Annotated in this window: 8 protein-coding genes; 5 read left to right on the forward strand and 3 right to left on the reverse strand. The window is 59.0% G+C overall.

What is annotated here, in order from left to right; genetic code table 11:
- Nucleotides 1–57 precede the first annotated feature (57 nt).
- The 5 genes from LOC22_RS17610 (at nt 58) to iroN (ending at nt 7,907) form a co-directional block, all read left to right on the forward strand.
- Entirely contained in the window at nt 58–1,152 is a 1,095-nt protein-coding gene (locus LOC22_RS17610) for an HlyD family secretion protein (protein ID WP_015571057.1), read from the forward strand.
- Nucleotides 1,149–2,720, forward strand: a complete 1,572-nt coding sequence (locus LOC22_RS17615) for a DHA2 family efflux MFS transporter permease subunit (RefSeq protein ID WP_015571056.1) — start codon at nt 1,149–1,151, stop codon at nt 2,718–2,720. Before LOC22_RS17610 ends, LOC22_RS17615 begins: the two co-directional genes overlap by 4 nt.
- The gene (locus LOC22_RS17620; protein ID WP_063847782.1) at nt 2,720–4,243 is read left to right on the forward strand and encodes an efflux transporter outer membrane subunit; all 1,524 of its coding nucleotides are present in this window, start codon (nt 2,720–2,722) and stop codon (nt 4,241–4,243) included. The genes LOC22_RS17615 and LOC22_RS17620 overlap by 1 nt, the downstream gene beginning before the upstream one ends.
- Nucleotides 4,244–4,345: 102 nt before the next feature.
- Nucleotides 4,346–5,386: an aldo/keto reductase gene (locus LOC22_RS17625; RefSeq protein ID WP_017384912.1), complete on the forward strand. Its 1,041-nt coding sequence runs from the start codon at nt 4,346–4,348 to the stop codon at nt 5,384–5,386.
- A gap of 346 nt (nt 5,387–5,732) precedes the next feature.
- Nucleotides 5,733–7,907: a siderophore salmochelin receptor IroN gene (iroN, locus tag LOC22_RS17630; protein ID WP_086523929.1), complete on the forward strand. Its 2,175-nt coding sequence runs from the start codon at nt 5,733–5,735 to the stop codon at nt 7,905–7,907.
- Between the two features lie 44 nt (nt 7,908–7,951).
- Here iroN and LOC22_RS17635 read toward each other — a convergent pair whose 3' ends face one another.
- The 3 genes from LOC22_RS17635 to iroC all read right to left on the reverse strand — a co-directional run bounded on the left by LOC22_RS17635 (nt 7,952) and on the right by iroC (nt 13,982).
- Nucleotides 7,952–8,908, reverse strand: coding sequence for an alpha/beta hydrolase (locus LOC22_RS17635; protein ID WP_032670272.1), 957 nt, complete (start codon nt 8,906–8,908; stop codon nt 7,952–7,954).
- A gap of 83 nt (nt 8,909–8,991) precedes the next feature.
- Complete coding sequence (locus LOC22_RS17640; RefSeq protein ID WP_230239092.1) at nt 8,992–10,221, reverse strand: esterase family protein; 1,230 nt, start codon at nt 10,219–10,221, stop codon at nt 8,992–8,994.
- Between the two features lie 101 nt (nt 10,222–10,322).
- Entirely contained in the window at nt 10,323–13,982 is a 3,660-nt protein-coding gene (iroC, locus tag LOC22_RS17645) for a salmochelin/enterobactin export ABC transporter IroC (RefSeq protein ID WP_230239093.1), read from the reverse strand.
- Nucleotides 13,983–13,995: the final 13 nt, after the last annotated feature.

Here is a 13,995-nt window from a genome sequence, read left to right on the forward strand (position 1 = left end):
TAGCTTTAGTGAACGGCATAGTGTGATGCCGCTCACTGACAGGACCGTTGCTGAACTATGGCAGAAGATCAAAACCCACCTGCTGACGAGCAGGATCAAAACAATAACGAGCGCAAGCGCCCGGGGAAAAAACCGTTAATTATCCTTGGCATCGTGGTCATCGTGATGGTGATTGTGGCGCTGGTCTGGTGGTTTTTAACTCGTAACGAAGAGACCACCGACGACGCCTTCACCGACGGCGACGTAGTGACCATTGCCCCAAAAACGGCAGGCTACGTCACCGAACTTCGCGTGCGGGATAACCAGCGCGTGAAGAAAGGGGATGTGCTGGTGGTGATCGATCCGCGTGATACCACCGCCCAGCGCGATCAGGCCCAGGCTCAGCTTGGGCTGGCGGTTGCGCAGTTGCATCAGGCGCAGGCGCAGCTGGCGCTCTCGAAGGTGCAATATCCCGCTCAGCGCGATGAAGCCAAAGCCCAGGTACTGAAAGCCCAGGCAGATATGGCCAACGCGCAGGCGGAGTACCGCCGTCAGCGCGGCGTTGACCCGCGCGCGACCACGCAACAAAGTATCGATGCCGCGAACGCTCAACTGCGGAGTGCCCAGGCGGGTCTGGCCAGCGCGCAGGCGCAGCTGGAAGTGGCGGAGCAGGTTCAGCTGCAAATCCGCCAGCAGGAGACCAACGTCGAAGCCCGCGAACGGCAGGTCGATCAGGCCAGAGCGCAGCTGGAAACCGCCAACCTGAACCTCTCTTATACCGAAGTCCGCGCCCCGTTCGACGGTTTTGTCACCAAACGCAACGTCCAGCCCGGTACGCTGGTGCAGGCAGGTACGGCGCTGTTCTCGCTGGTTTCCCCGAACGTGTGGGTGGTGGCGAACTTCAAGGAGTCGCAGCTTGAGCGCATGAAGCCGGGCGACAAAGTGACCGTGTCCGTCGATGCCTGGCCGGATATGGAGCTGGAAGGCCATATCGACAGCATCCAGCAGGGCAGCGGCTCGCGCTTCTCCGCCTTCCCGTCGGAAAACGCCACCGGTAACTTTGTGAAGATCGTTCAGCGCGTGCCGGTGAAAATCGTCATTGATAAAGGGCTGGATCCGAACAAGCCGCTGCCGCTGGGGCTGTCGGTTGAACCGAAGGTCACCGTGGAATGACGGATCACAGCCACGATAACTGGAAGCCCGCCAGTAACCCGTGGGCGGTGGCGATTGTGGTCACCCTGGCGGTGTTTATGGAAATTCTGGACACCACCATCGTCAACGTGGCGTTGCCCCACGTCGCGGGGTCGCTCTCGGCCAGCTATGACGAATCCACCTGGGTGCTCACCAGCTACCTGGTGGCGAACGGCATCGTGCTGCCGATTTCGGCCTTTCTGAGCCGCCTGTTTGGTCGCAAGCAGTTCTTCCTGATCTGCATTGTGATGTTCACCATCTGCTCGTTCCTGTGCGGCATCGCCACCGAGCTATGGCAAATCATCCTGTTCCGCGTGATGCAGGGGTTCTTTGGCGGCGGGTTGCAGCCTACCCAGCAGTCGGTGCTACTTGACTACTTCAAGCCGGAGGACAGGGGCAAAGCCTTTGGCCTTTCATCCATTGCCATTATCGTCGCGCCGGTACTCGGCCCCACGCTGGGGGGGTGGATCACCGATAACTACTCCTGGCGCTGGGTGTTCTTTATCAATATCCCGGTAGGGATTGTGACGGTGCTGGCCATCTATCAGCTGCTGGAAGATCCGCCGTGGGAGAAAAAGTCGGAAGAGAAGCTCACCGTCGACTGGACGGGGATCGGCCTGATCGCCCTCGGTCTTGGCTGTTTGCAGGTGATGCTCGACCGGGGCGAAGATGATGACTGGTTTTATTCGAACTTTATCCGCACCTTCGCAGTACTGACGCTGGTCGGCATTATCGGCGCGATCTACTGGCTGATGTATGCCAGAAAGCCGGTGGTGGATCTGCACTGTATGAAGGACCGCAACTTTGCGATCTCCAGCCTGCTGATGGCGGGGATGGCGATGATCCTGTACGGCAGTTCGGTGGTTATTCCGCAGCTGGCGCAGCAGGATTTGGGCTATACCGCCACCTGGTCCGGGCTGGTGCTCTCGCCCGGCGCGGTGCTGATTGTGCTGACCATCCCGCTGGTGCTGAAGCTGATGCCGGTGGTGCAGACGCGCTGGATCATCGCCTTCGGCTTTACCTGCCTGGCGGTGTCGTTCTTCTGGTCCCGCACGCTGACGCCGGATATCGACTTCGAAACGCTGGTGCTGTTCCGCAGCGCGCAGTCGATAGGGCTGGGGTTCCTGTTTGTGCCGCTGACCACCATCGCCTTTATCTCGATCCCGAGGCGGCTTAACGCCGACGCGGCGGCGCTGTTTACCATGTTCCGCAACGTGGCCGGCTCGATTGGGATTTCTCTCTCGACGGCGGCGATCACCGAGCGCTCGCAGGCGCACAGCGCGCATCTGGCTTACCACGCTTCGCCGTTTAACGAGCAGTTCCAGCTGGCGATTCGCGAAAGCGCCCAGGCGATCCAGAACTTCACCACTCAGGTGGGCGATCCGACCGGCATTGCCACCGGGCGGATGTACCAGACGATGATCGAGCAGTCGCGCTTTCTGGCCTACATCGACGTCTTCACCATTCTGAGCGCGGTGGCCCTATTACTGATTCCGTTTTGTTTGTTGCTCTCGCCGGTTAAGAGCGAGGGGAGTGCAGGAGCACACTGATGATACACAGACGTTTACACCCCCTGATGATAATGATGCTGCTGGTGGGCTGCGCCGTCGGGCCGGACTACCAACAGCCTGAACCGCCCGCCAGCACGCACTGGAACGATAAGGGCGACAGCGCGGTGAAATCGCAAACTTCCTCCGCGGCCACTAACCCGCGCTGGTGGAAAACCTTCGGCTCGCCGCAGCTCGACAGCCTGATTGAACGCGCCATCGCCGGGAATCTGACGCTACAGCAAACGGTATTACGCATTGCCGGCGCGCGCGAACAGATTAACCAGGCCGGCGGGGCGTTTTTCCCGTCGGTGAATGGCAATGTGCAGGCGACGCGCCAGCAGCTTGGGCTGGAAGGGGAGCTGAAATCCCACGGCGTGTATGACCAGTTGAATAATGTCGATCCTGAACTGCGGGGCGCGTTAGGCCCGCTGACGCAGCCGATAAACCTCTATCAGGGCAGCTTCGACGCCCAGTGGGAAATCGACCTGTGGGGCAAGGTGCGCCGTCAGGTAGAAGCGGCCGAGGCGCAGCAGCGGGCGGCGATCGAGCAGCGTAACGATGCGCTGGTCTCGCTGGAAGCCGAAGTGGCGCGGGCGTGGCTACAGCTGCGTGGGGCGCAGAGCATCATTGCCACGCTTAATACGCAAATTGAAAGCGCACAGCAGACGCTGGATCTGACCGAAAGCCGCCAGCGGGGCGGGCTGTCGCCGCAGATGGACGTGGAGAACGCCCGGGCGCAGCTGGGCAATCTTGAAGCGCAGCTGCCGCAGTATCAGGCGCAGGAACGCCAGGCGATGAACGGGCTGGCGATCCTGCTCGGCAAACCGCCGGGCGCGCTGGATGCCGAACTGCAATCCGTGCAGCCGATGCCTGCCCTGCCAGATATTGTGCAGACCGGTATTCCGTCCACCCTGGCGCGCCGTCGCCCGGACGTGCGCGAAGCCGAGGCGAATCTCCATGCCGCCACGGCGCAGATTGGCGTCTCGGTGGCAGAACTGTTCCCGAGCTTTACCCTCTCCGGACAGTTTGGCCTGCGCAACAGTGAATCTAACTGGCTGACCGACTGGAGCAGCCACTTCTACAGCTTTGGCCCGCAGGTTTCCATACCGATTTTCCAGGGCGGTCGGCTGGTCTCCAGCGTCAAGGTGGCGCGCGCGCAGCAGGGGGCGGCAGTGCTGGACTATCGCCAGACGGTACTGACGGCGCTCGGCGACGTTGAAAACGCGCTGGTGAGCTATCGCACCGACCAGCAGCGTGAAGCGGGCCTGGCGAAAACCATCGACGCGCTGCAAAACGCCTTTGATCTCGCCAGCGACAGCTACCGGCAGGGGATCGCCAGCTTTATTGACGTGCTGGACGCCCAGCGTCAGCTCGCTCAGGCCGAACAGCAGCGGGCGCAGGCGCAGGTGCAGAGCGCGCTTGATCTGGTGGCGCTCTACAAAGCCCTCGGCGGCGGCTGGGAGCCGTATCAGCAGGTGCGGCTGCCAGACTACAGCGTCTTTGGCGACGCCCCACGCGGATAGATTCAGAGGATTGGGCAAGAAACGGACAGGAACGCCACATTCGCGATGGCTGGGGGGCGGGTATAACTAACAGACACCCAATCGACATGCGAGGAAAGCGTTATGCGTTATCAAAAACTGGGCAATACCGGACTGTTTGTTTCTGAACTCTGCCTCGGCACCATGACCTTCGGCGGTGAAGGCGGCATGTGGGGCAAAATTGGTCAGCTTCAGCAAAGCGACGCCGAGCAGCTGGTGGGCCGCGCGCTGGACGCCGGGATCAATTTTATCGACACGGCAGATGTCTACTCGGAAGGGCGTTCAGAGGAGATCACCGGGCAGGCGCTGAAGAACCTGAAAATTCCGCGCGAAAACGTGGTCGTTGCCACCAAGGTGTTCGGTGAAACCGGCACAGCGGGGGTGAACTCGCGCGGTAGCTCGCGCTATCACATCATCAGCGGCGTGAAGGAGAGCCTGCGTCGCTTGCAGCTGGATCATATCGATCTCTATCAGCTGCACGGTTTCGACCCCGCGACCCCCATCGAGGAGACGCTTTACGCGCTGGATAATCTTGTGCAGCACGGTCACGTACGCTATATCGGCGTCTCGAACTGGGCGGCATGGCAGATTGCCAAAGCGCTCGGCATCTCTGAGCGTCTGGGGCTGGCGCGTTTTGCCTCATTGCAGGCGTACTACACCATCGCCGGGCGCGACCTTGAGCGCGAACTGGTGCCGATGATGCAGAGCGAAGGCGTCGGGTTGATGGTATGGAGCCCGCTGGCGGGTGGTCTGCTGAGCGGAAAATACGATCGCGACGGGCAGAGCGCGGCCGGTAGTCGTCGCCTGGCGTTCGACTTCCCGCCAGTGAATAAAGATCGCGCCTTCGACTGCGTGGACGTGATGCGTACCATCGCCGAAAGTAAAGGCGTTTCCGTGGCGCAAATCGCGCTGGCGTGGCTGCTGCACCAGAAGGCGGTGACCAGCGTCATTATTGGTGCGAAACGGGTCGATCAGTTGGATGACAACATTGCCGCAACCGGCGTTCAGCTGAGCGATGATGAGCTGAAACAGCTGGATGCGGTCAGCGCGCTGCCGCGCGAGTATCCTGGCTGGATGCTGGAGCGCCAGGGCGAGTACCGTCGCAATCAGTTAGCGCAACAATAACCTTTCTTTCCCCGGTGGCGCTTGCGCTTACCGGGGCTGCGTTCCCTTGTAATGACATATTAACGTTATGTCACTACACGAAATACCAATGGGCTGTTCTCTTCTTCCGCTGTTTCAGTATGCCAGCTTTACGAACGCACAGGGCGGTACCCGGGAAGAATCACTCCGGGCCAATGCGTGCGTTTCATTAATGCGCGCATCCGTGTATTAAGGATTGCCTTAATCCTCTCCAAATGATACTAATTATCATTCTTATTATAAAAATAATGGCAGTTTAAAATATCTGGCAAGGATGTGAGCTTAACGATCGATCACTTTTACGTTAGGCATGTATTAGGGAATGGGTATGAGAATTATCAAGATCTTCTGGCCGCTCACTGCGCTCCTGGCAGGGTTGAACAGTCAGGTATCACTGGCAAAATCCTCCGATGATAACGACGAGACCCTGGTGGTGGAAGCCACCGCTGAGCAGGTACTCAAACAGCAGCCGGGCGTGTCGATTATTACCAGCGAAGATATTAAAAAGAACCCTCCGGTCAACGATCTCTCCGATATTATTCGCAAAATGCCCGGTGTCAATCTGACCGGCAACAGCGCCTCGGGTACACGTGGTAATAACCGCCAGATCGACATTCGCGGCATGGGGCCGGAGAACACCTTAATTTTAATTGATGGTGTGCCGGTGACGTCGCGCAACGCCGTGCGTTATAGCTGGCGTGGAGAGCGTGATACCCGCGGCGACACCAACTGGGTGCCACCGGAACAGGTTGAGCGTATTGAAGTGATCCGCGGCCCTGCGGCGGCACGCTACGGTTCGGGCGCAGCGGGCGGGGTGGTGAACATCATTACCAAACGCCCTACCAACGACTGGCACGGTTCGCTGTCGTTATACACCAACCAGCCGGAAAGCAGCGACGAAGGCGCTACGCGTCGCGCCAACTTCAGCCTTAGCGGGCCGCTGGCTGGCGATGCGCTGACCATGCGCCTGTACGGAAACCTGAATAAAACCGATGCCGACAGCTGGGATATTAACTCCTCGGCCGGTACGAAAAACGCGGCCGGGCATGAAGGGGTGCGCAACAAAGATATTAACGGCGTTGTCTCGTGGAAATTAAATCCGCAGCAAATTATCGATTTCGAAGCCGGATATAGCCGTCAGGGGAATATCTATGCGGGCGATACGCAAAATAGTTCTTCCAGTGCCGTCACTGAAAGCCTGGCGAAATCCGGCGAGGAGACGAACCGCCTTTACCGGCAGAATTATGGCGTTACGCACAATGGTATCTGGGACTGGGGTCAAAGCCGTTTTGGTGTCTATTATGAGAAAACCAATAACACCCGCATGAATGAAGGATTATCCGGTGGCGGTGAAGGGCGTATTTCGGCGGATGAAAAGTTCACGACCAATCGCCTGAGCTCCTGGCGAACCAGCGGCGAGCTTAATATTCCGCTGAATGCGCTGGTCGATCAAACGCTGACCGTGGGTGCGGAGTGGAGCCGCGATGAGCTCGACGATCCTTCCTCTACCAGCCTGACCGTGGATGACAGTGATATCGGCGGCATTTCTGGCTCGGCTGCGGATCGCAGCAGTAAAAACCATTCCCAAATCAGTGCGCTGTATATTGAAGATAATATTGAGCCGGTTCCCGGCACGAATATCATTCCCGGCCTGCGCTTTGATTATCTCAACGATTCCGGCGGTAACTTCAGCCCCAGCCTGAACCTCTCGCAGGAATTGGGGGATTACTTCAAAGTCAAAGCGGGGATTGCCCGAACCTTTAAAGCACCAAACCTGTATCAATCCAGCGAAGGTTATCTGCTCTACTCGAAAGGCAACGGTTGTCCAAAAGATATTACATCGGGCGGCTGCTACCTGATCGGTAATAAAGATCTCGATCCGGAAATCAGCATCAATAAAGAAATTGGGCTGGAGTTCGCCTGGGAAGATTACCATGCCAGCGTGACCTACTTCCGCAATGACTACCAGAATAAGATCGTGGCCGGCGATAATGTTATCGGGCAAACCGCTTCCGGCGCATATATTCTCCAGTGGCAGAACGGCGGGAAAGCGCTGGTGGACGGTATCGAAGCCAGCATGGCGTTCCCGCTGGTGAAAGATCGTCTGAACTGGAATACCAATGCCACCTGGATGATCACCTCGGAGCAAAAAGACACCGGTAACCCGCTGTCGATCATCCCGAAATACACCATTAATAACTCGCTTGACTGGACCATCACCCAGGCGTTCTCTGCCAGCGTCAACTGGACGTTATACGGCAGACAAAAACCGCGTACTCATTCGGAAACTCGTAGTGAAGATACTGGCGGTCTGTCGGGTAAAGAGCTGGGCGCTTATTCGCTGGTGGGGACGAACTTCAATTACGATATTAATAAAAATCTGCGTCTTAACGTTGGTGTTAGCAATATCTTAGATAAACAGATCTACCGATCTTCCGAAGGGGCGAATACCTATAACGAGCCTGGCCGGGCTTATTATGCCGGTGTTACCGCGTCATTTTGATCGTAGTGTTACAGGTGTACTGCCCGCGTCAAGGCGGGCAGTGTTTAGCGGCTTAATGAATGACAGCCTGCTGTGTTACCTGCGTTTTCACCACTGATATCTAACAGCGCTCCGCGGAAGGAGGCGTTGAACATCGGCCCGTGTCCCAGGTTTGGGAAATCCCAAAAGGCGGCATTGACGCCTTTATCTTCCAGCGTGGCGAGGGTGGCATGAATTTTCGTCAGCACTCCGGCAGCATGCGTTTCCCGGTTATCGCCCGGCGTCGCCGAACCTTCCATTATCATCAGGCGCCTGGCGCAGTATTGCGACGGCTCAACCGCCGTGATGCGGCTCAGTAGCGCATCATGGCCTCTGCCCAACGACGGGCTGGCGCTGTAATACGTCCGGAAATAAGGGGAAGACAGCCATGCATCCAGCACGAACAGGCCGCCGTAGGAGTGCCCCCACAGGCCGCGACGCTGCCGATCGATATTCAATCCCTGTTCCACCTTTGGCGCTATACGCGTTTCCAGTAACTGGCGAAAGTCGTTGCTACCCCCACTCTTACGGCTAAAACGCCCGTTGCGGGTATCCGTTTTGCCGCTTTCTGCTGCTGGCGTATAGTCGTAGGCCCTGCCGTTGAGATCGAAGGGGAGGTTGGTCTGATACCCGACAGCCACAATCACCGGCGGTGATTTTTCTGCCAGCTGTTTGAGCAGGTCGTCGTTCAGGCGGTCCATAACTGCGTTGCCGTCGAGCATATATAAAATCGGGTAGCCCGACGCCGGTGCGGCTTTATTTGGCACGGCCGTCCATACCCGATAATGGCGGCTGCCATCGTCGGAGTCGAACGAGTTGACGCTGAAATGGTAAAACGCAGAGCCTTTATCGGCGATATTCGGCCCCAGTGGCTGCATATCCGGCTTTGCGAAAGCGTGCGCATTCCAGATAAGGCTGAGACCAGAAAGAAGAGTGACAAGCGCCTTGCGTGAGCGTGTTGGGCGATACTCGCGGGCATACATCTGATGTTTATTCCTTTTCCGCAGGTGACATTTTCTTTATTCAGGAAGCCTGTACAGTTGCCTGAAAGTGTTCGCGGGTCAAGTCAACCCTGGAGTAAACCAAGCCCGTCAATCAGTGCGCCGCGCCACCATGCGTAATCGTGACCCCCGGTATACATTGCGCAATGGCTGTCGACGCCAGCGGTAAGCAACTGCTGATGCAGCCGCTGAACGTGGGGTACCGTCGAACCTTCCAGCGATCCCACGCACAGGCGGATGCGCACGCCCTGCGGCGGGGCAGAAAGCAGATGTTCGCTCACCCATGACGAATCGGTTTCGCTGAACACGTTTGGCCGGCTGGCACCCTCTGGCGTCCACCACATCGAAGGGGAGTGGCTGAGCGCCAGCCCGAACGTTTCCGGTGCGTAACGAGCGGCCATGAGCGCGCTGACCCCGCCGAGGCTCTGTCCGGCCAGCACGGTGCGCGAACGGTCTGCCCACCGCCGCTGCGGGTGTTCGGCGCGGATCGTCGGCAACAACTGGTCGGCGATATCCTTTATCAGCTCGCTGCGCCCGCCGAGTATCGCAGTTCGCTCGTGTTCATCGATATTGTCGATGCCAAGTACAGCCACAGGCACGATGCGTCCGTTGTTTATGGCGGCGTCAATTGCCGCGCATACGCCAAGGTGATCGAACCAGGTTTCACCATCGGGCAGTACCACCAGGCCGAGGGGCTGCGAAACATCAACGTCCGGCAGATAGAGCCGAACCCGGCGCGATTCCCCGGCGAGAGTGCGCGCCGAGGTAAGCAATTGCCCGCTGGGTGACCCGCCGCGCCATTCGGACTGGGCGGGGGCTTTATCAAGCGCCAGCACCGACTCCTGTGTGCTTCCCCGAACGTTGATCCCCGGCGTTTTGTTTAGCGGATCGACGTGCCCGACGAGGGTAGCAAAGCGGCCTCCGGACTGTGCAATCGTCTCGGCCGGGGTGCCGGGGGGGATTTCCACCAGCGAATAGGAGCCGCAGTAGCTTGCGGGTAAACGCAGTGTCAGAGTCCAGATATCCGTCGCGGGAAGGGCGGTCATCATCCCTTTCGCCACGTGCTCTTTATCCGTCACCCGATTCAGACGCAGATAAACGCCCTGTAGAGGGTGCCTGGCGCGCCACAGAAATGTCACATCACGCTCGTCTTTCGCTCCGTCGACTGGCGTCACCAGCGGTACATTTAGCGACTCAGCGTCTCGCCAGAAGTCAGAAAGGTTATCAATGTGGCCTGCTGCCAGCTGGCTGCGCAGCCTGGCGATAGCAGAGGGATGTTGTTGCATGTTCAGCATTCACTCTCTTTGAATATGAAGGGTGTCAGTATAAATAGCTAAAGCGGCTATTCCGGGAACAGCCGCTTTAGCGCGTGTTTTGTAATGTCTTACGTGCGCAATTACTCTTCCACGATTTCCCCCGTGATGTCGTGCTGGCGATGGGGAACAGAGCTGCCGACGCTGTCATGCCACAAGCGGGTGTAGAGGCCGCCGGCCGCTAACAGCTGTTCGTGGGTGCCGTATTCCGCAAGCTGCCCCTTATCGATAACGGCAATCAGATCGCAGCGCTGCGCGGTGGTCAGACGGTGCGCCACAATCAGCGCCAGGTGCTTCCCGGTGTGCGCGACGTCTGTTAACGATGACATCAATCGCTCTTCGGATGTGCGATCCAGGCGTGACGTGGCTTCATCGAGCAGCAGGATGTGAGCATTCGCCAGTTGTGCGCGGGCCAGCGCAATCAGCTGGCGCTGACCTGCGGACAGATCGGCACCGCCGTTATTCACCGGTGTGCGGAATCCCTGCGGCAGATTGCGCACCGTCTCATACAGCCCTGCCTGTTGAGAGGCAATCTCAACGTCGTCATTGGTACTGGATGGCCGTGAATAACGAATGTTTTCCGCGATATCACCACTAAACAACGCCACATCCTGATCGACCAGCCCAATCTGGCGACGGTAATCGGCAAGCGAGGCATCATCAATTATCCGATCGCCAATGCTGATCCTGCCGTGGGTGGGGGAATACAATCCGGCGATCAGCTTAATCAGCGTTGACTTACCCGCACCGCTGCGACCAACGACCGCGACGACCCTTCCCTCAGGGATTGTCAGGGTAAGTTTGTTCAGCGCGGGTTCAGGGCTGTCGGGATAACTGAACGTGACCTCATCAAGATGCAGCGCGCCGGTGGCGGGCGGTGCGGAAGAGGGCTCGATGTTCTCTGTGCCTTCGGTCGCCAGCAGTTCATTGATATGTTTGCCGCTGGCCGTCGCCTGCTGCCAGGCGTCGACAATTCCTGATAACTGCTGTACTGGCCCATAGAATTGCCCCAGCAGCAGGAAGAAAGCCGCCAGCACCCCGGCGGTCATTTCGCCTTCGGCGACTCGCGATGCACCCACCAGAAGAACGGCGGCATAGGAGGCCTCGGTGCAGAAGGTCAGGAACGGGAAATAGACGGCAAGGTATTTTTGCGCACGTACGCGGGTCGCACGGAACCGATCCGATAACGCGCGCAGCCGGGCGGCTTCCTGTTCCTGCTGGCCATGCGATTGCACAACGCGCAAGCCGGAGACTTTCTCCTGCAGGGTGCTGTTGACTTTGCCTATTTCCAGCCGCGCCTGCGCATAAGCAGGGGAGCTGAGGCGGCGATAAATCCAGGTTGCCAGTGCGACCACTGGCACCGCGCTTAATGCCGTCAGCGCCAGGAGCGGGTCGAGCCAGAACATGGCGGCGGCGATGGCGAACATTGTCACCAGGCTGGTGGCTGCACCGGCAAGGCCGTTTTGCAGAAAGCGGGCGAGAGAGTCCACATCTACGGTCATGCGGGTCAGACGTGAATCGACATGCTTTTCATGCCAGGGGAGACCAAGACGCAGCATATGGCCGAAGCTGCGCAAGCGCACCGTATGCTGGACTGACTCTGCCGCTCTGGCGGCGAAGACAGTCTGTAGTGAATAACAGCACCAGCTCACGGCCACCAGGCACAGGGCGAATAGGGCACAGAGGCCGATAGTCGACATATCGCCTGTGGCAACGCCGGAGTCAATGCCGCGCTGCAGCAGTATCATTACCCCGACGCCTGCCGCCGAATCGAGGGCGATCAGCAGGGCGGCGATGACGAACATCCACGCCACGGGCTTCAGCAGCGACGTGACTTTGCGGCCTTTACCGGCCAGCGCCTGCTGTACTGCATTTTCCGGCACGCGCGTCATACGGGCGACAAAGCCTTTATCCCCCGTCTGCGCCGCATCGTCTTGTGCCGCTGGTACGGTCGGCCACAATCCGTTAGGCCCACTGTGGGAAGGCGCGAGGAAATCGCCGTCGCCGGTCATCAGCGCGCGGAACGCCGGACAGCGCGCTTCAAGTTCTGCCTGGGTTCCGGTGTCCACCACCCGGCCCTTATCCAGCACCACAATCCGGCTGGCTAACTGAAGCGTCGAACGGCGTCGGGCAATCACCAGCAGCATATGCTTTTCGTCAGCATAGCGACTCAGCGCGGTGTTGATCTCCGCTTCAGTACCGGCATCGACCGCAGAGGTGGTGTCATCGAGGATCAACACTTCCGGCGCGGTAATGAGCGCCCGCGCCAGCGCGATTCGCTGCCTCTGTCCGCCGGAAAGATTCGTACCGCGTTCGGTTAATTGGGTATCGAAGCCTTTCGGCAGGGCGTTGATAAAATCGCTGGCTCCTGCTGCCCTCGCCGCGAGGCGAATGTCGTCCGCCGTTGCCTGAGGGTGCCCGTAGGCGATATTTTCCGCCACCGTACCGGCAAACAGAAAAGCATCCTCAAACACAACGCCTACCCGACGACGAAGCGCCTCCAGCCTGAGATCGCGGAGGTTCTGTCGGCCTGCGCTGGTGTTGAGCCATATCTCTCCGGCGCTGGGATCGTAAAAACGCGCCAGCAGCATCAGCAGCGTGGATTTCCCGGAACCCGATGCGCCCACTACCGCCACCGTTTCACCGGCGTGCAGGGAAAAGGAGACATCGCTGAGGATGCGTCTGCCGCCACGGTACTCGAAGCTCATATTCTCCAGTTGCAGCCCGATAACCTGACCGTTAACCGCCTCCGTCCCGTCTTCCATCTGCGAACGGGTGTCGATCAGAGCAAACACGCGCTCCACGGACGCCTGGGTGCGCTGGGCGATAACCAGAAACGATGCCAGTACACGGGTTGGCCCGGTCAGCATCGCGAGGAAGCTGGCAAACGCCACGAAGGTGCCGAGATCGATGCGCCCGTGCATAACCGACCAGCCGCCGTAGCACAGCAGGACGATTTGCCCGAGCACCGGTAGCGCCAGCATGGTGGCACCTGGTATCGCCTGCGAGATGGCCGCGCCGATGCGTACCCGCACCATCTGCCGCGACTGGCGATCCAGCCAGCGCGTTTCACGCAGCTCCGCCACGCAGGATTTTACCACTGAGATCTGCGCCAGCACCTCGCGCATATGTTCGGTGAGATTTGCCAGTCGGTCCGAGGCCAGCCCGGTTTGCGCAAAGACCCGGCGACGCGCGCGCAGCGCAGTGATAGCCAGGCATGCCAGTACGCACACGACGATGAGCGTCATGGCGGGTGACATCCACAGCATCACGGCAATGCCGGCAATGTAATAAGTGAACACCGCCAGCGGCACCGGGCACATCTGTAGCAGGGTATGCACCTGCTGCAGATCGCTGTTGGTCCGTGAAATCACCTGCCCGGTGCGCAGTGCGTCCTGGCCTGCGCCGTCAAGTTTTTGAATACTGTCGAATGCCCGTCCTCGCAGGGTGTGCTGCACCCAGAGCGAGAGCTCCCCGGCATAACCGCGGCGCACGTAGTTACCGATGAAATCAAAAAAGGCAATCAGCAATAGCCCGCAGGCCAGCCACGGCAGACGAGTCGGATTGCCCGCCAGCGCGTCGTTCACCGCTTGCCTTGTCAGCAACGGCGTCAGCGCGGCCAGCAGAATGGTCGAGACCGACGCTACCACTACGATGATGCTAAGTTTCTTACGTTCCCAGCACACGCGTGCCAGGCGAACTATCCAGGACCGCGCAGGAGTGGGAGAGTGAGTCGCAGGCATTAAGCCTCCTCCG

The organism is Enterobacter sp. AN-K1 (assembly GCF_020971765.1).
Lineage (GTDB): Bacteria > Pseudomonadota > Gammaproteobacteria > Enterobacterales > Enterobacteriaceae > Enterobacter > Enterobacter hormaechei_C.